This window comes from Ohtaekwangia koreensis (assembly GCF_900167975.1).
GTDB lineage: Bacteria > Bacteroidota > Bacteroidia > Cytophagales > Cyclobacteriaceae > Ohtaekwangia > Ohtaekwangia koreensis.
The window spans coordinates 377679-401466 of the sequence record NZ_FUZU01000002.1 but is presented as its reverse complement, the minus strand read 5'-3'; the positions used below and the strand labels follow the sequence as shown (position 1 = coordinate 401466).

General features: G+C 41.7%; 22 protein-coding genes, 1 tRNA gene and 1 pseudogene. 14 read left to right on the top strand and 10 right to left on the bottom strand.

The window, feature by feature from the left end; all coding sequences use genetic code 11:
* Positions 1–131: 131 nt before the first annotated feature.
* Positions 132–1391: a sensor histidine kinase gene (locus B5Y40_RS14680; protein WP_079687551.1), complete on the top strand. Its 1260-nt coding sequence runs from the start codon at positions 132–134 to the stop codon at positions 1389–1391.
* 19 nt (positions 1392–1410) lie between these two features.
* Positions 1411–2094 (top strand): response regulator transcription factor, encoded by a 684-nt coding sequence (locus B5Y40_RS14675; RefSeq protein ID WP_079687550.1) that lies wholly within the window; start codon positions 1411–1413, stop codon positions 2092–2094.
* 66 nt (positions 2095–2160) lie between these two features.
* On the opposite strand, the pseudogene B5Y40_RS14670 reads toward B5Y40_RS14675, so the two are convergent.
* A pseudogene (locus tag B5Y40_RS14670) lies at positions 2161–4110 on the bottom strand (sensor histidine kinase); the annotation flags it as partial.
* An 11-nt stretch (positions 4111–4121) separates the two neighbouring features.
* Positions 4122–5105, bottom strand: a complete 984-nt coding sequence (gene hemB / locus B5Y40_RS14665; protein ID WP_079687548.1) for a porphobilinogen synthase — start codon at positions 5103–5105, stop codon at positions 4122–4124.
* A gap of 90 nt (positions 5106–5195) precedes the next feature.
* On the opposite strand from hemB, the gene B5Y40_RS14660 reads away from it, so the two are divergent.
* On the top strand, positions 5196–6299 hold the full coding sequence (locus B5Y40_RS14660) for a serine hydrolase domain-containing protein (RefSeq protein ID WP_079687547.1): 1104 nt from the start codon (positions 5196–5198) through the stop codon (positions 6297–6299).
* Positions 6292–7230, top strand: a complete 939-nt coding sequence (locus B5Y40_RS14655) for an alpha/beta hydrolase (RefSeq protein WP_079687546.1) — start codon at positions 6292–6294, stop codon at positions 7228–7230. Before B5Y40_RS14660 ends, B5Y40_RS14655 begins: the two co-directional genes overlap by 8 nt.
* On the opposite strand, the gene B5Y40_RS14650 is transcribed toward B5Y40_RS14655, so the two are convergent.
* On the bottom strand, positions 7221–8000 hold the full coding sequence (locus B5Y40_RS14650; RefSeq protein WP_079687545.1) for a Rossmann-like and DUF2520 domain-containing protein: 780 nt from the start codon (positions 7998–8000) through the stop codon (positions 7221–7223). The genes B5Y40_RS14655 and B5Y40_RS14650 overlap by 10 nt on opposite strands.
* Positions 8001–8066: 66 nt before the next feature.
* Positions 8067–8918, bottom strand: coding sequence for a peptide chain release factor N(5)-glutamine methyltransferase (gene prmC / locus B5Y40_RS14645; RefSeq protein ID WP_079687544.1), 852 nt, complete (start codon positions 8916–8918; stop codon positions 8067–8069).
* Positions 8919–8947: 29 nt separating this feature from the next.
* Between prmC and ribD the strand changes: the two genes are divergently transcribed.
* The 4 genes from ribD to B5Y40_RS14625 all read left to right on the top strand — a co-directional run bounded on the left by ribD (position 8948) and on the right by B5Y40_RS14625 (position 11954).
* Positions 8948–9988 (top strand): bifunctional diaminohydroxyphosphoribosylaminopyrimidine deaminase/5-amino-6-(5-phosphoribosylamino)uracil reductase RibD, encoded by a 1041-nt coding sequence (ribD, locus tag B5Y40_RS14640; RefSeq protein ID WP_245840554.1) that lies wholly within the window; start codon positions 8948–8950, stop codon positions 9986–9988.
* 248 nt (positions 9989–10236) lie between these two features.
* Positions 10237–10683, top strand: a complete 447-nt coding sequence (locus B5Y40_RS14635; protein ID WP_079687543.1) for a hypothetical protein — start codon at positions 10237–10239, stop codon at positions 10681–10683.
* 395 nt (positions 10684–11078) lie between these two features.
* Positions 11079–11495 carry a hypothetical protein gene (locus B5Y40_RS14630; protein WP_079687542.1) on the top strand — a complete coding sequence of 139 codons (417 nt, stop codon included), beginning with the start codon at positions 11079–11081 and terminating at the stop codon, positions 11493–11495.
* A gap of 108 nt (positions 11496–11603) precedes the next feature.
* A complete protein-coding gene (locus B5Y40_RS14625) occupies positions 11604–11954 on the top strand; it encodes a hypothetical protein (RefSeq protein WP_143785780.1) in 351 nt (116 codons plus the stop codon).
* A 55-nt stretch (positions 11955–12009) separates the two neighbouring features.
* Here B5Y40_RS14625 and B5Y40_RS14620 read toward each other — a convergent pair whose 3' ends face one another.
* On the bottom strand, positions 12010–12711 hold the full coding sequence (locus B5Y40_RS14620) for a glutamine amidotransferase-related protein (protein WP_079687540.1): 702 nt from the start codon (positions 12709–12711) through the stop codon (positions 12010–12012).
* An 81-nt stretch (positions 12712–12792) separates the two neighbouring features.
* On the bottom strand, positions 12793–13521 hold the full coding sequence (locus tag B5Y40_RS14615) for a superoxide dismutase (protein ID WP_079687539.1): 729 nt from the start codon (positions 13519–13521) through the stop codon (positions 12793–12795).
* A gap of 109 nt (positions 13522–13630) precedes the next feature.
* Between B5Y40_RS14615 and B5Y40_RS14610 the strand changes: the two genes are divergently transcribed.
* Together B5Y40_RS14610 and chrA are read left to right on the top strand one after the other, a co-directional pair.
* Positions 13631–14602 (top strand): isopenicillin N synthase family dioxygenase, encoded by a 972-nt coding sequence (locus B5Y40_RS14610; protein ID WP_079688440.1) that lies wholly within the window; start codon positions 13631–13633, stop codon positions 14600–14602.
* A gap of 46 nt (positions 14603–14648) precedes the next feature.
* A complete protein-coding gene (gene chrA / locus B5Y40_RS14605; RefSeq protein ID WP_079687538.1) occupies positions 14649–15848 on the top strand; it encodes a chromate efflux transporter in 1200 nt (399 codons plus the stop codon).
* Between the two features lie 16 nt (positions 15849–15864).
* Here the strand turns inward: chrA and B5Y40_RS14600 are convergent, their stop codons facing one another.
* From B5Y40_RS14600 to B5Y40_RS14585, 4 genes are all read right to left on the bottom strand, one after another.
* Positions 15865–16152 (bottom strand): hypothetical protein, encoded by a 288-nt coding sequence (locus B5Y40_RS14600; RefSeq protein ID WP_317043555.1) that lies wholly within the window; start codon positions 16150–16152, stop codon positions 15865–15867.
* 11 nt (positions 16153–16163) lie between these two features.
* Entirely contained in the window at positions 16164–17021 is an 858-nt protein-coding gene (locus tag B5Y40_RS14595; protein WP_079687536.1) for a dienelactone hydrolase family protein, read from the bottom strand.
* A 132-nt stretch (positions 17022–17153) separates the two neighbouring features.
* Positions 17154–17230 (bottom strand) — tRNA-His (locus tag B5Y40_RS14590).
* A gap of 58 nt (positions 17231–17288) precedes the next feature.
* Complete coding sequence (locus B5Y40_RS14585) at positions 17289–18629, bottom strand: dihydroorotase (RefSeq protein ID WP_079687535.1); 1341 nt, start codon at positions 18627–18629, stop codon at positions 17289–17291.
* A gap of 23 nt (positions 18630–18652) precedes the next feature.
* Between B5Y40_RS14585 and B5Y40_RS14580 the strand changes: the two genes are divergently transcribed.
* From B5Y40_RS14580 to B5Y40_RS14565, 4 genes are all read left to right on the top strand, one after another.
* A complete protein-coding gene (locus tag B5Y40_RS14580; RefSeq protein ID WP_185145730.1) occupies positions 18653–20050 on the top strand; it encodes a DEAD/DEAH box helicase in 1398 nt (465 codons plus the stop codon).
* Between the two features lie 66 nt (positions 20051–20116).
* Positions 20117–21187, top strand: coding sequence for a hypothetical protein (locus tag B5Y40_RS14575; protein WP_143785779.1), 1071 nt, complete (start codon positions 20117–20119; stop codon positions 21185–21187).
* Between the two features lie 140 nt (positions 21188–21327).
* Complete coding sequence (locus B5Y40_RS14570; protein WP_079687533.1) at positions 21328–23238, top strand: beta-N-acetylhexosaminidase; 1911 nt, start codon at positions 21328–21330, stop codon at positions 23236–23238.
* 173 nt (positions 23239–23411) lie between these two features.
* The gene (locus B5Y40_RS14565) at positions 23412–23786 is read left to right on the top strand and encodes an iron chaperone (RefSeq protein ID WP_079687532.1); all 375 of its coding nucleotides are present in this window, start codon (positions 23412–23414) and stop codon (positions 23784–23786) included.
* Positions 23787–23788 lie beyond the last annotated feature (2 nt).

Here is a 23788-nt window from a genome sequence, read left to right as displayed (position 1 = left end):
AAATATTTTGATGTTCGAACGATACAAAACTGCGCAAAGCCTTTAGAATGGCTTGTTAACGATTGCCTAAAAATTGTTAACAACTTGTTAAAGTGTCAGCACGCTACTGCACAAACTCGTACCTTTATCTTGTGAAAAATTCTACAATCCGTCTTATTGTAATATTGGCCACATTATCCATCACTGGCATAACGATAACACAGCTATATTGGGTAAGGCGTGCTTTCGATCTGAAAGAAGCAGAGTTCGAACGTACTGTCACAGCGGCCCTATATAATGTAGCGCAGCAGATCTATGACATCAATGATACTCCGCCACCATCAAACAATCCTGTGAAGCAATTATCCACCAACTACTTCGTAGTAATGGTGAATAATCAATTGAATGCCCGCCTGCTTGAATTTTTATTACAGACAGAATTTGAGAGACGAAATATAGTAGTTGATTTCGAGTATGGTATATATGACTGTACACATGAAAAGATAGTATATGGAAATTATGTTCCGTTGAAATCAAAACAAAAGAACATCAGCAACAGATTACCACAGTGGTCAACGCAAGGATATTACTTCGGTGTGCAATTTCCGAATCGCGAAGCACATATCATTAACCAGATGGGTATATGGTCGTTTTCATCTATAGTGTTGCTGCTGGTGATTGTATTCTTTGCGTATACACTTTTCGTCATCTTGAAACAAAAACGGTTGTCGGAAATCCAGAAAGACTTCATCAACAACATGACGCATGAATTTAAAACACCAATTTCTACCATCGCAGTTTCCGCAGAAGTGTTGAAGGATCCTAACATTGTAAATCAGCCGGAGCGTTTAATGAACTATACTACGATCATTGAAAAAGAAAACTTCCGGTTAAAGCAGCAAGTAGAACGTGTACTTCAAATGGCGCGCCTCGATAAAGAAGACATGGGTCTTAAAAAAGAGAGCGTTGAAATAAGTCACCTGATCCAGGAAGCGATTCGAAATACTTCCGTTGCGCTTCATGAAAAACGAGGTAAGGTAAGGGAAGAGTTTAATCATGCTTCTATAGGAATCGAGGTTGATAAACTACATATCACCAACGTACTCGCCAATCTTCTTGACAATGCTATAAAATATTGCAAGGGCGAACCGGAAATTACCATTAAGACGTCATCTCATTCCAAAGGAGTAATTGTGGAGGTACAGGATAATGGTATAGGCATCAGTGCAGAAAATTACAAGCGAGTATTCCAGAAATTTTATCGCGTACCTACGGGTAACGTACACGATGTAAAAGGATTTGGATTGGGACTGAGCTATGTGAAGACAATTATAGAAGCACATGGTGGAACTATTACGCTGAAGAGCGAAGTGGGAAAAGGAAGCTTGTTTAGATTTTTTTTACCGGTATAAAATCAACACCTGCTGATATATGAAACGAATTTTATTGGTAGAGGATGATCCAAGCTTGGGGTTTGTTATAAAAGATAACCTATGTCTGAAAGGTTATGACGTTACGCTTTGCACGGATGGTGAGTCCGGTGAGAATGCATTTAATACTTCTGTTTTTCAGCTTTGTATTTTTGATGTAATGTTGCCGAAGAAGGACGGCTTTTCGCTCGCACGCTCAGTTCGCTCCAGAAATAAAAATATACCTATACTCTTCCTCACCGCGAAAGCAATGATGGAAGATAAGCTCACGGGTTTTCAGACCGGTGCTGATGACTATATAACAAAACCCTTCAGTCTTGAAGAACTTCTCTGTCGCATTGAGGTTTTCTTACGAAGAAGCGCTGAGGAAGCACCTATACCATTACGGAAATTTCACGTAGGCAATTACGAGTTTGACTACACCACGCTTACGTTACGAAATTCTTCGATCGAGAAAACACTCACGCAAAAGGAGGCAGAAGTTCTTCAGTTGCTATACTATAACCGGCATCGCGTATTGAAGCGCGAAGAAATCCTTAAAGAGGTTTGGGGTGATGATGATTACTTTATGGGGCGAAGTATGGATGTGTTTATTTCCAAATTACGCAAGTACCTGAAAGAAGATCCTGCTGTACAGATCGTAAACTATCATGGAGTTGGATTCAGACTCGAGGTTATACTATAGTATATATAGGGAGCTGTATAACTATGCGCTTGCAACCGATTCTGTGCTGCCTTGATTCTCGGGTAATGAGAAATAGAATGTGGTTCCTTTTCCGACCTCACTTTCAAACCAGATACGACCTCCATTCTTTTCGACAAATTCTTTACAGAGTAAAAGACCAAGACCAGTTCCCTTTTCTTCTTTTGTGCCGGGTGTTGTCACGCTGCCCAGCGTAAACATTCGATGCTGGTGAGCTATAGATATACCAACACCTGTATCTGTAACGGAAAGAATGACCTGCTGATCTGTACGCATAGCATTTATAGTTATAGTGCCATCGGTACCTGTAAATTTTATAGCATTGGTAAGCAGGTTACGAAGCACGGATCGAATCATATTCAAATCGCCAAATGCTTGCAGCGAGTGATGCAGATTGTTTTTTATAGTAATATTTTTTCTGCGATAGTCGGCTTCAAGTAACGTGATCGTTTCCTCGGCAATTTTTGCCAGATCCAGGTAACTGGGCTCGTACGTTTCGCCTTTTAACTGAAGCGTAGCCCACTGTAAAAGATTCTCGATGAATTCTGTTGTTTGTACAAAACGTACCTCGAGTGCCTTCGCTAAATTCTCGAACTCATCCTTGCTTACATCACCTGATTTTAAAAGAGACAGCGCCAACTGCAAAGAACCAAGTGGGCCTTTTATATCATGTGATACTACAGAGAATAATTTGTCCTTTACACGGTTAACTTCTTCCAGCTTTCCATTTTTCTGCTGGATCTCTTCAATGCGTAATTGTACTTCTCTTTCGAGTCGTTCATTTTCTTCTTGTCCTCGTTTAAGTTCAAGTTCTTTTGCAAGCTGATTTTCCTTCCGTAGAATATTCCATCGATCACCGAGCGCAAATGAAATAAAGAGCATTTGGAAAATAGAACCGATCATCAACCCGCTATAATTAGTACTCATATACCCAGGTATAAAACCGAGATTGCTGATAGTGAAGAAAACGGCTGCTATCAAAACCGTAACCCATGCGATAAGGTAATACCGCGCTGAACGATAATTTTTGTAAAAACAAAACCCTGCACTGCTTAATGCCAGTATACAATGGATTAAAATAAAATAATGGTGATACTCATACGAAACATGCGGAAAGAAAATAAACATACTGAGGCCCGTCAGTACATTCATCAGCATGTTGGTTAGCATGAGATTGTCGAGTAGCGGACTGAATTTTTTGAGATTTAGGAAAGACCGCGTCAAAAAAGTGGAAGACACAACAAACACGGGCCCCGTAAACATGGCGAAGATATCATTAAGCCAGGGATGTTCAGGATATATATACCGGAATGTATAGCCCTGAAACAATGCGACTATATTTACCATCGACAATAACGTGAGCACATAGTAAAATGTGATTCGGTCGCGCATCGAGAAAAAGAGGAACAATTGATACAGCAACATCAGAATCATGCCGCCATAAAAAAATCCGTTTACAATCTGAACATTGAAACCGGTGGTATAAAAATTAATCGGACGCCAAATTGTAACCGGCAATTGCACGGAGGAGATGGTGCTTAAGCGCAGGTATATCGTGCGCGATTCCCCGGGTGCTATACTAAACGAAAAAATAGGATGGCGATGTGGCACATCACGCGTGCTGATGGCAAGCCTGTCACCGGATACTTTGTGTTCAGGTACTAAGGAAGAATCCGTTAGTATATAAAAATCAATAATGTCCAATGGCGCATACGCGATCTCCAGGAGCCAGTCCTGGTTCTTGGAGTCATTCGTAATGTTGAGCTTGAACCAATGTGTAGCACGGTCGAAGCCGAAGTTGGGAGATTTAGTGACCGGAAGAGAATCGAACTTTATATTTTTTACATCATCCAGAGTAAGCTTATGGGTTGCATCCCGCCAATGACCGATGTTCCCTTTTACTTCGAAATGTCCGGAATCATCCAGACGAATAGTTTGGGGGAAAACCTGAAATGAAGCGAGCACAAGACTGAGAATAAAAAAAATCCTGTGGCCCATACTATATATACCTAGTTTGTAAGTGATGCGAATTCTTTAGCGAAATACGTTAATATAATATCGGCCCCTGCACGCTTCATACTTAATAGTGTCTCCTTCATCACGCGTTCACCGTCCAGCCAACCCCTCAATGCCGCAGCTTTTATCATCGAGTACTCTCCGCTAACATTATATGCAGCGATGGGCAATGATGAGTTATCTTTTAACAATCGTATAATATCCAGGTAGGCCAATGCAGGCTTCACCATTAAAAAGTCAGCACCCTCTTCGGTGTCAAGTTGTGCCTCGATCAATGCTTCCGTCCGGTTCGCAGGATTCATCTGGTATGTTTTCTTGTCACCAAATTTTGGAGCAGAATCCAACGCATCCCGAAAAGGATTATAAAAGCCACTGGCATATTTAGCAGTATAGCTCATGATTGATACTTCCATAAAACCATTCTTGTCGAGCACATCACGAAGATATCCCACACGGCCATCCATCATATCCGAAGGGCCAAGTATATCTATGCCTGTGTCGGCTTGTGCGAGCGCCATCTTTCCCAGAATTTCAAGCGTTTCATCATTCAGTATCTTTCCATCTTTTACAAGTCCGTCATGCCCATCCGAACTATACGGATCCATAGCAATATCGGTCATGATACAGGCTTCCGGAAATTGCTTTTTAATTTCACGAAGTGCACGGAGATAAAAGAAATTTGGATCGTAACTTTTTGTAGCGGTTTTATCTTTATGCTGATCTTCTACTGCAGGGAAAACGTCAAAGGCACGAATACCTAACTTCAGACATTCCTCTATTTCTTTCAACATTAAGTCGGTTGAGAACCTGAAAATGCCAGGCATCGATCCGACTTCTATTTTTTGATTCTTGCCATCCAACAGGAACATTGGAAAAATAAGGTCATCAACCGTAACACGATTTTCCTCTACCATAGCACGGATGGCTTCACTCTTTCTGTTTCGTCTGGGTCTGCGGGAATTAATAAACTGTGACATCTATAACTATATTTTGCTGACAAAGGTACGGCTTCCGGGTAACCAAAAAAATGGTGATCTTTCCTTCACAACATTTCAAAGGCTTAGGACATGCGAACAATTTACATAACATTTATTGGCTTCCTCATGTTTTCATGTGTATCAAAAAAAAATAGTCCAACCGTTGACGCTATTCATGAGTACGCATCAACCTATTTTCCTTCTAACGAACCCGGTGGTGCTATTCTTATCATGAAGGGCGATAGTATAATTTTTTCGGAGGGCTATGGCGTGGCAGATCTTGTTACGAAGGAACCGATCACACCAAAAACACTTTTCAATCTGGGTTCCATCTCCAAGACTTTTGTGGCAAATGCTATTCTTATTTTACAAGAGCGTGGCAGGCTTTCCGTAGAGGACAGTTTGCTGAAATACTTTCCCGAGTTTAAGAATAAATCTATTGCCAGTAAAGTAAAGATCAAACATTTGCTTACTCACTCTTCCGGTCTCCCGGATAACCGGCACGTGAATGATGATACTGTGTTTTATCTCACGGCAAAAGATTATGAAAACTGGTATCCGGAAACTCAGGTTGACGCATTGGAGTTTGAGCCAGGATCACGCTTCGAATATTCAAATCCGGCATTCAATGGCCTGGCGCTGATCGTTGAAAAAGTAAGCGGCATGCCCTGGCAACGGTTCGTTGAAGAAAATATCTTTCGTCCTTCCGGAATGAAAGCGAGCACGATTACAAACGAGCCACATCCTGATAAAGGGGTTTCGCATGGATATATACTGAATCATGGGCAATGGATTGAAGATGATTATGGTGAAGAGCCGACTTTTGCTGCAGCCGGCAACGGAGGTGTGTGGAGTTCCGTTGAAGAACTGGTGCTATATGAACGGGCACATCGGAAGGCTATATTTCTGAACCCGGAAACAATTGATGATGCCCGAACAATAAAACGTTTCAGTAACTGGAGTAGTGAGGCGCAACCCTTTATAGGATGGTCGTGGTTTATAACGGAGCAAGGAGGCAAGCATATGGTGGGACATCCGGGAAGTCAGGGAGGATTTTTAACGAATTATATTGTTATACCTGAGAAGGAAATTTTACTTGTGATACTTTGCAATGCACCACGTGAGGAATACGAAATGAAAAATCTTACGACCTATATATTAGAGCAGATCGGACAACAGAACTGGTATGAATAGAAGAAAACTTGGCTGGATATTTCTGCTTGTATTTATCGTACTGAATGCCGTTGCTTATCAACATGCCTATAAATTCACACACTTCGGTGCTTCTGCAGAAGCAAGAACGAAAGACCCCAAACAACTTTCAGCGCTGGCAAAGGCGGGACTTCTCTTTACAGGTATAGATAATCCGCGGCCTACCACAAAAGAGTTTCCGCCCAAGCCTTATGAGACTTTTCGTGTTATCAGCACGCACGACCTGGAATGCTGGAAGATCAAAGTTCCCAATGCAAAGGGCACCGTAATTTTATTTCATGGATATAGCGGAGAGAAATCTTCATTGATTACACGGGCAACGGAATTTAGAAAACTTGGCTATACCACGGTACTGGTTGACTTTACGGGATCCGGTGGATCGGAAGGTAACAGCACTTCCATTGGTTATCGTGAGGCTATACAGGTGCGCGATTGTTTCAATTATATACAGAAGGAAGAGAAGAATGTCATCTTGTTCGGCACGTCAATGGGTGCAGCCGCTATATTAAAGGCGATGGATGACTATACATTACCAGTGTCGTCTGTTATACTGGAATGTCCCTTTGGTTCATTGTATAAAACTGTATGCGCTCGCTTCAGGCTAATGAATGTACCCACGTTTCCAATGGCGGCGTTGTTATGCTTTTGGGGAGGCGTGCAAAATGGCTACTGGGCGTTTTCACATAATCCTGCTACCTATGCAAAATCAGTTACCTGCCCTACATTGTTGCTTTTTGGTGAAGATGATGATCGTGTTGGTATAGCGGAAACCAATGCTATAGCACAAAATCTCCAGGGCAAGAAAGTACTTAAAGTATATCCGGGCGTTGGACACAATATATATACAAAGGAAAATGAAGTGCAATGGCGAAAAGATGTAACATCCTTTTTAAGTTCTATAGCTCAGCTATGATACTTGTCAACAATATGCTGGCTAATTACTTTATATAGTTCGGCTACAGATTCGTCCTGCTGCAAAAACTCCATATGTTTATCCAGTGTTTCGAAATCGCCACGCCTTGCTGGCCCGGTTTGAGCATTCTCTGGCCCTATCGTTAAACTCTTATTGACTGTCTCTGCGATGAGCGGCTTGAGCCAATCAAAACTGAGTTTGTTTTCTTTCATAATTTCCTGACTGACCGTGAGCATGTGATTCGTAAAGTTGGAAGCAAACACAGCGGCAACATGCATAGCCTTCCGTTCCTGCGAAGAGATCTTATGCACGTGCTTGCTGATCGCTTTTGCCATGGAGATTAATATTTTTTCCGTCTCCGTATTTTCGCTTTCAATGAAGAGCGGCACTTCTTTGAAATCGACCTTCTTTGATTTGCTGAAAGTTTGCAGCGGATAGAACACTCCTATATCTGGTGTAGCGGCATAGCGAAGCACATCAAGCGGCAGGCTTCCGGAGGTATGCACTAATATAGCGTTCTCGGGAAGTATAATTTCCTGCACGACTGATTCAACAGCATCATCGGATACGGCAATTATGAATACATGCGAGTTGCTGGTGGAGAAATCAAGTGTAGCTTTCACTTCTGCTTCGTATAGCTTATCGACCAGCGCAGATGCATGAGCAGGGTTGCGACTATATACCTCACGTACGGCAAAATCAGTATTATCGAGAGCAGGTGCCAGGTGCCACGCTACATTACCGGATCCAATGAAAGAGACGAGTGTCATGGATGTATATTTAGTTCATGAATATAGCGCTGATAAAAATCCTGTTGATCGATATCATCGCTATTACTATATTAAAATTCCTTTTATAATTCTGTCTTTACTATCAAGATCTTTTACGATCTCAATATTTTCAAAACGATTTGCATTGAGGAGTGCTGCGACCTCTTGTCCAAATCGTTCGTTGATCTCCATCGCTAATAGCCCTCCAGGCTTTAGGATTTCTGAAGCGCGTGTAGTGATGGCTTTATAAAATCTAAGCGGATCATCATCCGGTACAAACAAAGCCAGGTGCGGTTCATAGCGAAGTACATTTGGACTCATCATTGCTTCTTCTGTCTGCGCTATATAGGGAGGGTTGCTCACAACGACATCGATACCACTGTACGGAATTTTTTCGGATAGTATATCGTGGTGAATGAACGTTACTGCTGCCTGCAGTCGTGCGGCATTTTCGCGCGCCACAGTCAGAGCCTCATCACTGATGTCCGTTGCATATACCTCAGCGTTCCGTAACTCCCTGGCAAGTGTAACCGGTATACAACCACTCCCCGTGCCAATATCAAGAATCTTTAGTGATGCTTTTTTTTTGGAATATACTATAACTTCCTGCACTAGGAATTCTGTTTCAGGGCGAGGTATCAACACAGAAGCATTAACCTTGAAGTATCTTCCAAAGAATTCGGCTTCCTCTAAAATATATTGAATAGGTTCATGTTGATTGATGCGATGGACAATCGCATATAGCTGTGCCTCTACATTGGTTCCTGCTAAAACACTTTTCTCAGCAAGAATATCGGTTTTGCTCAGCCCCATGATCTTTTCAAATACAAGGTGTGCTATGCTCTTGATCTCGTCATTACTTTCCGGAATTGTAATCCGGCTGATGAAATCATGAAAGAGTGCTTTGGAATTCTTCATAGCTTGGCAATCTTTGCAAGTATAAGGCAATGACAAAACACGACCACCATATTGATGAAGTTTTTATGCAGCGCACGTTCGAACTGGCGTTGCTCGGCAAAGGAAACGTTAGCCCCAATCCGCTGGTAGGTTCAGTGATTGTGCACGATGGTAAAATGATAGGCGAAGGCTGGCATAAAAAATATGGCGAGGCACATGCTGAAGTAAATGCTGTGCGCAGTGTTGAAGACAAAAGTATGCTGGCACAAAGTACGGTATATGTGAACCTTGAACCTTGTTCGCATACTGGTAAAACGCCTCCTTGTGCGGACATGTTAATAGAGCATAAGGTAAAGAAAGTAGTAGTGGCCAATCTGGATTCCAATCCGCTTGTAGCAGGCAATGGTATAAAGAAGCTACGTGCAGCAGGTATAGAGGTAGTCACTGGTATTCTTGAAAAACAAGGACGTGAATTGAATAAGCGTTTCTTCACATTCATTGAAAAACAGCGCCCCTATATTATATTAAAATGGGCTGAGACATCCGATGGATTTATAGCGCGCGAGAATTTCGATTCGAAGTGGATCAGCAATGAGTATGCGCGACAGTTGGTGCATAAGTGGCGGAGCGAAGAAGATGGAATATTAGCGGGCGCCCGTACAATAGCATACGATAACCCACAATTGAATGTGCGTGATTGGTCGGGTAGAGATCCTGTACGTATTGTGTTAGATCGTTTCCTTAAACTCTCCACGAAACTTCATGTATTCGATAAAAAGCAAAGAACAATTTGCTATAATGTGATGAAGCATGAGGAACACACCAACCTCTCATTAATCCGTGTAGATGAAAGTGATTTCATCCGGAATGTAGTGACTGATCTATACAAGCAAAAGATTCAATCTGTAATTGTAGAAGGTGGTGCTGCTACACTTTCCATGTTTATAGAAAATGATTTATGGGACGAGGCCCGTATTTTTATCGCGCCACAAAAATTCGGAAAAGGTATACCGGCACCGCGGCATCGTGGTACACTCGTTGAACAGCAAACCATTGCAGGCGATAGTTTAAACTTCTACCGTGCTGGTTGATATTCCCCTTTATCAGAATTGTGTCTGGAAATTTTATTTGAACAAAGTGAAGGTCTTATATAAGCCCAACGCATTGTATGCCTGAATTTCGGATGCATAGATGTTTTTTTGCTGCTAACTAGTTTGTCATCCTAACTGCCAACCTTTTTGACGCCCTTCATCAATAGCAAATCATGCTAATTAACTTGAGATTTGAATGCGGCTGTAAGCAAAGAAAACATCTGCTTTACCAGTAATAGCATTAACCTATGATTACAACTTATTTTGATACCGATTACAAGACTATTGAGTACGATTCCAAACATCATATTCTGATAGGCACCTGGAAGCTCGCTCCTACTTCAGATGAGTATAGAACCGGGTTGATGGCCATGATCGATGCCATGGAGAAATTCAAAACAGGAAGGTTGGTTTATGATGCTATAAATCTTGGTATTATTCTTCAAGAGGATCAACAATGGTCTGCAAAAGAATGGCGAAGCCTGGCAATTGCGGTCGGCCATTCTAAAGTTTCCTTTATAGTTTCGGAAGATATCTTTTCAAAGATGTCAATGGACGACATGATGTCGGAGGCTGACAACGATGTGTCGTATGCTTACTTCAACAGAATGCAAGATGCTATTCGGTGGGTTGTTTTACCAAAGCAGAGGAACGGTGTGGAAAGTGGAGCATTCAAATCCATATCGGATAAGTAAACATCCCGGCAAACCGGTAATCAACAATATAGGCGGATTCATATATAAACTGTATAGGCCATCGCAGCCATGTGCTATATATGTATTTGAAGGACCACTGGCTGACAACCGCATTTGTGTAAGAAAAATTTGGTTTAACAACCTTCTGTATATAGTATACCCCTTCAGACGGTATAAAATATAGTGATAATTCCATTCAATCAGTGATATAGATACCAGACTGAACAATATGTCTGCTGGGATCATTTGCCATGTAATTGGTTATATATAAATATACCCCGTCAATCAACCTACAAGGGTATGTTAACTGAAAATTGCCCCTCTTTTCCCTTCTGAAATTGTTGTAGCTATGCACCCTATTTTAATGGCAAGATCTCTACTAAAAGAATTTGAACATGCAAAAATTTTTTGAAAACGAAAGCGCACAAGTATACTTTGATGCTACACTTGACACTCTGTTTCTGGAGTACACAAATAAAGTCATTAACCATGAGCAATTTGTTGTCATTAATACGGCTGTATTAAACGCAATGTGCAAACTGCAAACTGTAAAATTTGTAGCAGACATTCGGAAGATGGGTGTTATCAGCATCGAGTCACAAAAGTGGGTTGTTGATAATCTTTTGCCAGGTATGGTAAAACATCTCAACGGGAAAAAGCCTGTTGTTATTCAATTAATGGATGCGTCTGAAATTTTCGCGAAACTGGCTGGTAATAAAATTAAAGAGAACTCACAAAATACTATTCCAGACTTTCAGGTGCTCCAATTCACAGATCGCGCTAAAATGGAAACATATTTAAGAAGCGTTTAGAGAAGCATACGTATATATATCATATTGGGGATACATTTGAGCATGCAGAACCTTTTTGAAAACCAAAGCGCACGAATATATTATGATACCCCGCTTGACACTCTATTCTTGGAGTATACGAACAAAGTTGTTAATCATGAGCAATTTGTTATGATTAACATGGCTCTGTTAAACGCATTCGTCAAGCTGCAAACTGTAAAATTTGTAGCAGATATTCGGAAGATGGGTGTTATTAGCACCGAGTCGCAAAAAATGGTTGTCGACTATCTTTTGCCGGGTATGGTAAAACATCTCAATGGTAAAGATCTGATTCATGTTCAGCTTGTGAATGAAGCCGATATCTTTTCAAAGATTGCTGCAAATACCATCAAGGACAAATCTTCCCGTACAATGAAGGGCATTCAGATATCACAATTTCATGATTGTGCAAAAATGGAAGCCTACCTGAAAAGCATTTAAATCATATACCTATTACTATAAATATTTATAGTATATATCGGTTAACCGCCAACCGTTAGTGACTTTTTACACTTCGAAAAAAATCCATGATTAGGGCATTGGGTTTCTCCAAAGAGGAATCCAGCGGAGGCTGAAAAAGAGTGCCTTTAAAAAATCGATGCCCCTTCAATTCTAAGCCGCGTACTTCTCCATCACGAGAAAAGGCGGTGAATACAAACGGTGGGTGTTGAAGTTTGTCTCTATAGGCAGCGTTAACACCGTAGTTACAATTAAAGAAACCGGTAATAACATCGCTCTTTAATATAGTATATAGCCACGATTCTTTATCTGTAATAATAACCTCTTCCTGCTGACCTTTTAATGAACAGCTTAATTTAGAAATTACAAGTTGTGGCGCGTCAGGTTCGCTCTCCTCATGACCGGCATTTTGTATTCCGAGTATATTTTTAGCGTACTCCACAACCATATACTGAAAACCGCCGCAGGTACCGAAGATCGGAAAATCATTTTCACGTGCCCATTGTATAATCCGGTATACAGCTTCATCATTTTTATAGGGCGAACCTGGAGCGATCCAGATGCCATCGGTATATTTTGGCAGAGATGCCGGTTCCGGGGTTACATCGGTGGCAACCCACGTTGCTTCGAAGGGAAAACTCAGGTGCCCTCTGCAGTGTTCGATCGCATCGTTCAATGCGCGGTGTGTATGTTTGCTATCGGTATAGTCACCAATGATCGCTATTCGGAGAGGCTTCATAAGAATAATAAATCCGTCATAACAAGGCTTGAATTACTATATATATAGATCAATCGATGTTATGACGGATATTTTTAAACGCTACGCGAGTCGTTTTGCTACTTCATCCCAATTAATAACATTATACCAGTTAGCAACATACTCATTGCGTTTATTCTGATACTTGAGATAATAGGCGTGCTCCCATACATCTAACGCAAGTAGCGGGGTACCCTTCAAATCACTTGCATCCATAAGCGGATTATCCTGGTTAGGCGTTGAACCGATCTTTAGTTTGCCTCCATCTTTTACTAACCAGGCCCAGCCAGAACCAAAGCGCGTCATCGCTGCCTGTGTAAATTGTTCTTTGAATTTATCGAACGATCCGAAAGAACCATTGATAGCATCGGCTACCTTGCCTGTAGGTGCAGCACTGCCAGGCTTCATTACTTGCCAGAAGAAATTATGATTCCATGCACCCCCACCGTTGTTTCTTGCTTTCGCAGATAACTTGGAAGCGTTGGCAAAAAAATCTTTCTCCGACTCAAAAGTTATTTTATCAGCAGCGATCGCTTCGTTTACATTTTTTATATAAGCGGTATGATGCTTGGTATAATGAATCTCCATCGTGGTTGCATCAATGGAAGGTTCCAATGCTCCATACGCATAGGGCAGACTAACCTGCGAAAACTGGAGTGCTGATCCTGGTATTATACCGGACTGTGAAGACGTGGTTTCTGAAAAAGCCTTAAAGGCCAATGACGTTCCGAGCGCTGTAAGGGTTGTAGCTTTGAAGGCTTGCTGCACAAATTCTCTTCGGGTTGTTTTCATAAACAGATATATTAAAATGTGTGATACTCCTGCAACCTATGTGGCCGCTTTTACCTGCACGAAATTTAGCCAAAAATATTTAGCTTGCACGGAAACAAATGTGTGTGTTATGAATGAAATATTATATGATGAAATTCCTTCACTTGATCTGGCGGACTACCATGGTGGTGATGATAAAAGAAAAAATAAGTTTGTAGCCGACCTCGGTGCAGCATATCATAATATTGGCTTCGTAGCCATCCGGAATCATTTCCTCACGGATGCTATGCAGCAGGATCTTTACAAAGCCATTAAAAGTTTTTTCGCATTGCCGGATGATGTAAAGAAAAAGTATGAAAGACCCGACATGGCCGGCCAACGCGGATATACCGGTAAAGGGAAAGAACATGCCAAGGGAAGAAACACCGGTGACCTCAAGGAGTTTTACCACGTAGGTCAAGACTTGCCGGGTTCAGAACTTGCAAAAGAAAATTACCCTGCCAATGTTTGGCCCAGCGAAGTTCCTGAGTTGGAGAAGGTAAGTGTTGAAGTTTACCGCGCGCTTGAAAAGACAGGTACCTATATGTTACGGGCTATAGCGCTATACCTGGAGTTGCCTGAAAATTATTTTGACGACAAGATCAAACACGGCAATAGTATTTTACGACCTATCCATTATTATCCGATTGAAAATCCGGATGCTGTTCCCGAGGATGCTGTGCGCGCTGCAGAACATGGTGATATAAATCTGATCACACTGCTCATGGGTGCAAGTGCAGATGGACTGCAAGTACTTCGCAGAGATGGCAAGTGGATTCCGATCACGGCATTGCCTGATCAGCTTGTTGTAAATGTAGGAGACATGCTGGAGCGGCTCACCAATGAGAAATTAAAATCAACTATACATCGCGTTGTCAATCCACCACGCCAGTTGATGAACACACCACGCTACTCTATACCTTTCTTTATGCACCCACGTTCAGAGATGAGTCTTGCATCGCTGGAGAGTTGTGTGGATTCAGAAAATCCAAAGCAGTGGGAAGATATAACAGCAGGTGAATTTCTCGATCAACGCTTGCGCGAGATAGGTTTAAAAAAATAAGTGCAGTATAAATACATGAACATGCTGACTGGTATATATCTATAGAATGATCGAGCGGGTTCGATACTATATCTTCTTGCGCGATGTGCTGATGCTGGCGGTTACTACGTTTGGTGGACCGCAGGCTCACTTGGCTCATTTTCAAAAAGTACTCGTTGATAAACGGAAATATCTGACGGAGGACGATCTGATGGAGATCAATTCCCTCTGTCAGATTCTTCCCGGCCCTACCTCTACACAAACCTTAACAGCAATTGGTTTTAAGATAGGCGGTCCTAATCTCGCATACCTCACACTGATTGTATGGATTCTTCCTGCAGTTATACTCATGACGTTAGCTGCCATGCTTATGTCGAGCATCGAAGAAAAAAAATGGTCGCTTGAATTTACACGGTTTATACAACCGATGGCCGTTGGCTTCGTGAGCTATGGTGCCTATATGATCATTCAAAAAACGATTCGTACAAAAACAGCTGTAGTCCTTATGATTATAGCGGCTATACTTTCATACCTGATACAAACACCCTATGTGTTCCCGGTTATATTGTTATGTTCAGGTTTGCTTACCGCATTGAAGTATAAAAAACAACCCAAGGAAGAGAAGGTAAAAATTGTAGTGCCTTGGGCCAACTTTTTATTGTGGGCAGGTGTATTGATCTTTGCCGCAGCGTTGGGTGGTATAACAAAAGCTTTACCGGTACGGTTGTTCGAAAATTTTTACCGTAACGGAAGTCTTATTTTCGGTGGCGGGCAAGTACTCACTCCGTTGTTATATACCGAGTTTGTTCAATACGCTCCGAAGCAATATTTAACTTCAGGAGAATTTTTATCAGGCTATGCCATTGCGCAATCATTACCCGGACCTGTATTTTCATTCAGCTCCTATATAGGAGCATTGTCTATGAGGGAGTATGGTACAGGTGGAGAAATTATAGGAGCACTCGTCTCTGCTTTCGGAATTTTTCTTCCCGGTACATTTCTCATCTTCTTTGTAATTCGCTTCTGGGAAAGTCTGAAACGTTATCGCGCTGTGCGCGCATCACTCGAAGGCATAACTGCGGCCAGTTCAGGATTAGTAGCAGCTTCTGCTGTTATACTCTTTCAGCCGTTGGAAAATACAGTCATGAATTTCAGCGTTACTATAGCAACGTTTCTATTGCTGGCTTTTACAAAAATTCCTTCTCCCCTTATTATTCTGGGTGGATTGCTACTCGGATTTTTCGTTCGTTGGGTAACATCACAATAGTTGGAGAAAAAAAGTCTTAGTCAAGATCGACTGGTAATTTAATCTGATCAGAATAAAATTGCATGCGCGAATGATTCGTGTCCAACGGAATTATCTTCTCGATTATTGTATTCTTATGGTTAATAAAAACTTCCACATAAAAATTTCCGAGGAGGTAAAGATTAACTTTATACCCATAGTATCGTATCGCCATGATGAACGTACCTTTTTCGTACAGCACATCAATTTTCTCCTCGAGCGCCAGCTTTTTATATTCCTTCCACACGATCATGAATTCAACATACAGTAAAAATTCATGGAGCACAACATTGCATGTTAGCGAAGTTTTTCGTTAAAGAAAGCGATGGTTCTGCTCCACGCAAGTTTGGCAGCAGCTTCATTATAGCGCGTTGGTGCAGTATCATTATGGAAGGCATGTTGAGCACCTTCATATATAAATAACTGGTAATTAATATTCGCTTTTTTTAGTGCTTCTTCATAAGCAGATATACCGGCATTGATACGCTCATCCATTCCGGCATAATGTAATTGTAATGCTGCCTTAATTTTAGGAACATCATTTACTTCGGGTTGCCTTCCATAAAAAGGGACAGCAGCTTTTAGTTCACTCACTTGCACAGCAAGATTGTTAGCCATAGCACCACCCCAACAAAAACCAACGCATCCAAATTTACCGTTGCAATCTTTTTGTGTTTTCAGAAAATCAAATGCCTTGGCAAAATTTGAAATCGTTTTGGCAGCATCGAGTTGCTGAAACATATCACGTGCTTTATCAGGATCAGACGGAGTACCTCCTAACGGAGACAAAGCATCGGGTGCTATAGCAACGAAACCTTCCAGCGCAACACGTCTGGTTACATCTTCGATGTGTGGATTAAGACCTCTGTTTTCATGGATCACAACGACACCTCCATACGTCACGCTTTTCTTGGGACGTGCTATATATGCTTTCATCTCACCACCATCAATCGGGTAGGTTACATGAGCCGTGGTAAGTCTGTCGTCCTGATCAGGAACTGTCTCCGCTTTAGCATAATTTACTTCCAGCAATGGAAGCACGGCCAATGCCGCCGCAGTGCTGCCGGTAAGTTTACTAAGCTTCCGAATAAAATCTTCACGTGTAAGAGGCTTGTGAGTATACTCGTCAAAAAGGTTGATGATGCGCTGATCCATAGGGGTATTTTTTTGAGAAACAGAGATACAGTTTAAAGCTTTGAAAAGCCAGTGAATTTCAGCGAACGGAAACGGGAAGAGACGAACAGACTATAAATAAAAAAAGACTCCTGAAAAGGAGTCTTTTTTTATTGGGGTGAATGATGGGGCTCGAACCCACGACCCTCAGAATCACAATCTGATGTTCTAACCAACTGAACTACATCCACCATTTTGAGGACTGCAAATTTAGTGAGTGCCTCTGAATTTGCAAAATTCAATTTCAGATCATTTTCGGGTAAACGTTAATCGCTCTCCCTGACGACTTTCATCAAATTTTCCTTCTTTGTATGCCAGGTGTCCCGAAATAAAAGTATGCGTTACACTTGAATGGAACTTGGTTCCTTCCAGCGGAGACCATCCACATTTAGATAAGATGTTGGTTTTGTGCACAGTCCATGTCTTATCGAGGTCAACCAACACCAGGTCGGCAAAATAACCTTCACGTATAAATCCACGCTTTTCGATCTGAAAAAGTATGGCTGGATTGTGACTCATCTTCTGTACAATCTTCTCCAGGCTGATTCTTCCTTGCTGATAAAATTCAAGCATGGCCACTAAACTATGCTGAACGAGCGGCCCTCCGGAGGGTGCCTTGAAGTATGAATTATTTTTTTCTTCCAATAAATGAGGAGCATGATCGGTAGCGATAACATCGATGCGATCGTCCAGCAAAGCTTTGAAGATCTCTTGCTGATCGTGTAAAGTTTTTACTGCAGGGTTCCACTTCAGCAACGTACCCAGTCGTTTATAGTCTGCGTCATTAAACCACAAATGATGAATGCATGCTTCTGCCGTTATTTTTTTCGCAGACAACGGAATCGAATTATCAAACAAGGTTGTCTCTTTGGCAGTAGATATATGCAGCACGTGAAATCGTGTACCATGTTTCTTCGCGAGGCCTATAGCAAACGATGAAGATTTATAGCATGCTTCTTCACTGCGTATAAGTGGATGATATTCCATAGGCAAATCTTCTCCATAGCGCTCTTTATACTCTGCCGTATTTTTTCGGATGGTTGGTTCATCTTCACAGTGCGCCGCTATCAACGCAGGGAAACGTGAGAAAAATCCTTCCAGCGTAGTTGGATTATCTACCAATAAATTACCCGTAGACGATCCCATGAAGATCTTGAGTCCGCATACTTTGGTAATATCCGTCTTCATTACTTCCTCCAGATTATCGTTGGAAGCTCCGATGAAGAATGAATAATTCGCGAGCGAAGTACGTGCTGCAATCTGGTATTTGTCTTCCAGCAATGCTTGTGTGAACGTGGGAGGATTCGTGTTCGGCATTTCCATAAAACTGGTAACGCCACCAGCAACCGCGGCCATCGCTTCCGTATAAATAGTTGCCTTGTGTGTTAAGCCTGGTTCGCGAAAATGGACCTGGTCATCAATTACGCCGGGAAATAAATACTTTCCTTTTGCATCAATAACTCTGTCTGCCAACGGAAAAGACAGTTCTTTTCCGATTCTTTCTATATAACGGTCTTTAATAAGTACATCGCCCTGAAAGACCTTGCCTTCGTTGACTATATTTGCGTTTGTTATCAGCGTAGTTTTCATCGTAGTAAAATTAGAACCAAAAAGTGTCTGCCATTACAACTTTCCAAGAATTTAATCTGAACAAGCAATTACAAAATGCTGTTTCTGATCTGGGGTTTGAACATCCAACAGAAATTCAGCAGAAATGTATCCCCATGATCTTGGCAGGACAAGAGGTCATTGGTATTGCGCAGACGGGTACAGGTAAAACGGCAGCCTATATGCTGCCCTTGCTGATGAAGATCAAATACGCACAAGGTGACGAACCTCGTGCGTTGATTCTGGCTCCTACAAAAGAACTCATCGTTCAGCTCGCAGAGCATGCGCAGCAATTGGCAAAGTATACCGACCTGCGCATATTCGCGATATACGGTGGTATCGGTCCGAAAACACAAATTGAATATATACGGCAAGGTGTAGATGTACTCATCGCCACACCGGGCAGATTTATGGAGCTTTACCTGAAAGGTGAGCTGCCCGTGAGCCAATTTAAAATATTGGTGCTGGATGAAGCCGATCGGATGATGGACATGGGCTTTATGCCACAGCTTCGTAAAATTTTTGAAGTCATTCCGCGCAAGCGTCAAAACTTATTATTCTCTGCTACATTTTCAGAACGAGTAGAACGTTTGTCTGCAGAGTTTCTGGAGTTCCCTATAAAAGTTGAAGTAACACAGCAGGCTACTCCTGCAAAACAGGTAGAGCAGGCGTTGTATCATGTTCCCAACATGAAGACGAAGTTGAACTTCATTGACTACCTGTTGCAGGATAAAGAAGATTTTAACCGGGTAATGATCTTTACGCGTTCGAAGGAAAATGCGGATAACGTTTTCAATTTTATAGAGCGTAGAAATCTCGGGCCGGTGCGTGTCATTCATTCCAACAAAGGACAAAACAGCCGCATCAACGCTGTGAATGAATTTAAGGAAGGTAAACTTCGCGTACTGGTTTCAACGGATGTAACAGCCAGGGGTATAGATGTAGTGAAAGTATCGCATGTTATAAACTTTGATGTACCTATACTATATGAAGACTATGTACATCGCATCGGGCGAACAGGAAGAGCATTTCAGGATGGGAAGGCGATCACATTTGTAAACCGGGCGGAGGAATCGCATATAGAAAAAATTGAAAAGTTGATTCGTGAAAAAATCCCCTTCAAGGAATTACCGGAAGCTGTATTTGTAGAGAAGACACCATTTGAAGAGAAGCAGGCAATTGCCAAGTCAATTGATGATCAGAAGCGCAGAGAAGATCCTACGTTTAAAGGAGCGTTTCATGAGAAGAAAGAACCTAAAAAAGAAATTAAGGTCTATAAAAAGACTCGTAAAAAAGACAGCAAGAAAGACGCTAAACGCGACTACTATAAAAAAGGTGTTAAGGTAGTAGTTAAAGAATTTAAGGAAGGTAGCAAGAGAGCCATCAAAAAGAAAACACGATAGCAGCTATACTATATTTGTTGTAATTAACTATACATGCGATTTTTTCTGTGCACTATCTTTTGGCTATTGACTGGCATTTATGGCCTCTGGGCACAGGTGGCTAACAATGATATACAGCACGGCTTTGTCCTTACACTGAATAATGATTATATAGAATCGTCTACAAGTCACACCACCGTGGAGTGGAATTGTATCAACAAGTCTCTTCGTGCCGCTACTCATAAATGCCTGATATACCACAACGATCAGTGGTTTACTTTTCGGGTTGTCAAATCAGGTAAGTACTATTTAAATATAGCATCGCAGAAGTGTCGTGATGAAAAGGGAATTCAGGCTATAGTAGTGGCAGGAAATCCGTGTCAAACAAAAAACTATACGATCCGGCATTGCATCGCGCAAATTCGCGGAGAGGATGCTTTTATTACGTTGGATTCTATACAGGCAGATGAAGATTACTTTGTAAACATTGATGGTTTTCTGGGAGATTTCTGCAGCTTCAAAATACAATTCAGCACAGAGCCACAAGGATTTCCACACCGCTATCAAAACCTGGATACACTGGGTCTCTCAGCAGATGTGATTGGTAAAGCGGTACACCTGGAATGGACAACGAGTGAAGCACTTCAGCAAACACTTCGTGAATTTGAAATATACAGAAGTCAGCAAAGTATTCGTAAATCCACTTTGGTTGGCAGAATACCAATAGCACTTAACACAATCGGAACGTATACCACTTCTTATTCTATAACCGATACACTCGCAACCCGTGGCCGCTATACATACGAAGTGGTGGGAGTTTCAAGTGAAAACAAAACGAAGCAGGTACTTGATCGCCAGTTTATAGAATATCGTCCGTCCTCCGGTATAAATCCTTTTATTGATGTAGCGCTGGTATATAAATCCGGCACGAAAGTTCAGTTGTTGTTGATTGACGAAATACGCGATGTAATTCTGAAACAAACCTCCTTCGTATATGAAGCGAAGCGTGATGCAAATCAAAAAATCTTTGTGGGGGAATATCTTGATCGTGGCATCACCAAATTCCTGGTTGTATCTACCAATCTGAAAACTTTTGAGAAACGTGTTTACAAGTTCATGTTGTCTGCAGATAATAAAATGAAATTGGTTGTTGAATAACTAAAAAAGGTATTCGTCTCGCTACTCGAAATCTATTTCTCAAACCGTTAATACCCGTGTGTGCTGTGAACATGGAAAAACTTTTCATCAGCACAGTAAAAGTATTTAACTTGGTTTAGCAACCAACCCCGACAACAATCATGATTCGAACAAAACGACAATGGATACTATGCTTTGCATGGTTTTGCACACTGCCGATATGCATACATGCCCAGACTATTTCTATCATTCCTGCTCCTGTTAGCTTAAAACAGGAGATCGGTCATTTTCTATTGACGAACTCTACAACAATAAGTATTCCTGCGAAGCAACCAGAGCTTGCAAGCATAGCAAAATATTTTGCTGATAAAGTTAAGCCAGCAACAGGCTATACATTAAATACTGTTGAAGCAAAACCGGCAAATATAGTTTTAACACTAAATACAAAGCCCAATAGTCGTTTAGGACAGGAAGGATATACACTGCATACAGAAGCTGGTAAAGTTGATATCACTGCCAATACAGCGACCGGTATATTCTACGGTGTTCAAACATTGTTGCAGCTTTTGCCTGCCGAGATATTGTCTGCATCATTGATCCAGGATGTTGAATGGAAGGCACCATCAGTAACTATTTTGGATTACCCGCGCTTCACCTGGCGCGGCCAGATGTTTGATGTGAGTAGACATTTCTTCTCGAAAGAATATGTGAAGAAGTATATAGATCGCATGGCGAGCTATAAGTTGAATCGGTTTCACTGGCATTTAACAGACGACAATGGCTGGCGCATTGAAATAAAAAGTCTGCCACGCTTAACATCAGTCGGTGCATGGCGCGTGCCACGCGTTGGTACATTTGGCAGTAACGATGCTCCGAAGCCGGGTGAACCTGCTACCTATGGCGGTTACTATAAACAAGCGGATATAAAGGAAATTGTCCAATATGCAAAAGAGCGATATATAGAGGTTCTTCCGGAAATAGATGTACCTGGCCATAGCATGGCGGTACTTGCCTCGTACCCGGAGCTATCCGTTACCAATGATACAACCTTGAAAGTAAATCCAGGATCAAGTTTCTCAACCTGGTTTGGTAATGGTAAATTCGAAATGCACCTCGATAATACACTCGATCCTACCGATGAAAAGGTATATCAGTTTCTGGACAAAGTATTTACAGAGGTTGCCGTGTTGTTCCCATTCGAATATATACACATGGGTGGCGATGAATGTTATAAAGGCTTTTGGGAGCGCGATAAAAACGTTCAGGCTTTCATGAAGAAGAATAACTTGAAGAATGGTGAGGAGTTGCAATCATACTTTGTAAAGCGTGTTGGTAAAATCATTCAAAGCAAAAAGAAAAAGATGATGGGTTGGGATGAAATCCTGGAGGGAGGTATAGCTCCGGGTGCAGCCGTTATGAGTTGGCGTGGAACCAAAGGCGGCATTGAGGCATCACACCTGAAGCATCCGGTAGTAATGAGCCCGGCACCGGTGTATTATTTGGACATGTACCAGGGCGAGCGATCCATTGAGCCTCCGGTATATAACAGTGCCCGGCTGAAGGAAGTATATACATTTGATTTAGTTCCGGCAGAAATGGATTCAGCCTATGTCCTCGGTGCACAGGGGAATTTATGGACGGAGCAAATTCCCACGGAACCACAGGTAGAGTATATGACGTACCCACGTGCGCTTGCTATGGCAGAATCGTTCTGGACTCCGGAAAAACAGAAAGACTGGAATAGCTTCGTGCCGCGCGTAGAATATCACTTTAAGCGCATGGATATAGCGCAAATTAACTATGCACAAAGTATATATGATGCTATCGTCACGGTGCGGAAAAACGCATCCGGAAAGCTTATCATTGAACTCGCCACGGAAGTACCTGGGCTTGATATTTATTATACGGTAGATAACTCAATTCCCAATCAATATTATCCAAAGTATAATTCACCTATTGAGTACCCGGCCGGTGCTGACAACTTGCGTGTAATCACATTCAGGAAAGGTGAGCCTGTGGGGCGGTTGATCTCACTGAAGACTGAAGAGCTTGAGAAAAGAGTAAAGAAATAATTTTCCAGTACTGCTTGAAATACCTGCTAATTAAAGCAGGTATTTTTTTGAAATACAGTAGTGCATTTGGCGCATCTGCCCCGTAGTCTGTCGCGTTCGCACAGGATTTTTCGCATTACAAAATGTTATGTTTACAGTGCGTTTATCTACAGGAAGAATCAATAACGGTATCTATGAAAAATACACAAGCATCAAGTATAGATGAATACATTGCTGGTTTCCCGAAGGAAATTCAAAAGCCCTTGAAAGAAATTAGAGATGCTGTAAAGAAGGCAGTTCCCAAAGCGGAAGAAGCCATTAAATATGCGATGCCTACATTTGTGCTGAACGGCAACGTGATACATTTCGCTGCCTTCAAAAATCACATCGGAATTTATCCGGTGCCCAGAGGAGTAGATGGATTTAAGAAAGAACTTGATGCGTACGAAGGTGAAAAGGACACACTGAAAATCCCATTGGATGCACCACCCCCATTGACATTAATTGTTAAAATTGTGAAGTATAACGTGAAGCGAAACCAGGAAAAACAAAAAATGAAAAATGCCTAGCG

Excerpts from the sequence above, each read along its gene's own strand:
- B5Y40_RS14675 (WP_079687550.1), top strand. The coding sequence starts at position 1,411 with ATGAAACGAATTTTATTGGTAGAGGATGATCCAAGCTTGGGGTTTGTT.
- hemB (WP_079687548.1), bottom strand. The coding sequence starts at position 5,105 with ATGTCACAGTTTATTAATTCCCGCAGACCCAGACGAAACAGAAAGAGT.
- B5Y40_RS14660 (WP_079687547.1), top strand. The coding sequence starts at position 5,196 with ATGCGAACAATTTACATAACATTTATTGGCTTCCTCATGTTTTCATGT.
- B5Y40_RS14655 (WP_079687546.1), top strand. The coding sequence starts at position 6,292 with ATGAATAGAAGAAAACTTGGCTGGATATTTCTGCTTGTATTTATCGTA.
- B5Y40_RS14650 (WP_079687545.1), bottom strand. The coding sequence starts at position 8,000 with ATGACACTCGTCTCTTTCATTGGATCCGGTAATGTAGCGTGGCACCTG.
- prmC (WP_079687544.1), bottom strand. The coding sequence starts at position 8,918 with ATGAAGAATTCCAAAGCACTCTTTCATGATTTCATCAGCCGGATTACA.
- ribD (WP_245840554.1), top strand. The coding sequence starts at position 8,948 with ATGACAAAACACGACCACCATATTGATGAAGTTTTTATGCAGCGCACG.
- B5Y40_RS14635 (WP_079687543.1), top strand. The coding sequence starts at position 10,237 with ATGATTACAACTTATTTTGATACCGATTACAAGACTATTGAGTACGAT.
- B5Y40_RS14630 (WP_079687542.1), top strand. The coding sequence starts at position 11,079 with ATGCAAAAATTTTTTGAAAACGAAAGCGCACAAGTATACTTTGATGCT.
- B5Y40_RS14620 (WP_079687540.1), bottom strand. The coding sequence starts at position 12,711 with ATGAAGCCTCTCCGAATAGCGATCATTGGTGACTATACCGATAGCAAA.
- B5Y40_RS14615 (WP_079687539.1), bottom strand. The coding sequence starts at position 13,521 with ATGAAAACAACCCGAAGAGAATTTGTGCAGCAAGCCTTCAAAGCTACA.
- B5Y40_RS14610 (WP_079688440.1), top strand. The coding sequence starts at position 13,631 with ATGAATGAAATATTATATGATGAAATTCCTTCACTTGATCTGGCGGAC.
- chrA (WP_079687538.1), top strand. The coding sequence starts at position 14,649 with ATGATCGAGCGGGTTCGATACTATATCTTCTTGCGCGATGTGCTGATG.
- B5Y40_RS14595 (WP_079687536.1), bottom strand. The coding sequence starts at position 17,021 with ATGGATCAGCGCATCATCAACCTTTTTGACGAGTATACTCACAAGCCT.
- B5Y40_RS14585 (WP_079687535.1), bottom strand. The coding sequence starts at position 18,629 with ATGAAAACTACGCTGATAACAAACGCAAATATAGTCAACGAAGGCAAG.
- B5Y40_RS14570 (WP_079687533.1), top strand. The coding sequence starts at position 21,328 with ATGATTCGAACAAAACGACAATGGATACTATGCTTTGCATGGTTTTGC.
- B5Y40_RS14565 (WP_079687532.1), top strand. The coding sequence starts at position 23,412 with ATGAAAAATACACAAGCATCAAGTATAGATGAATACATTGCTGGTTTC.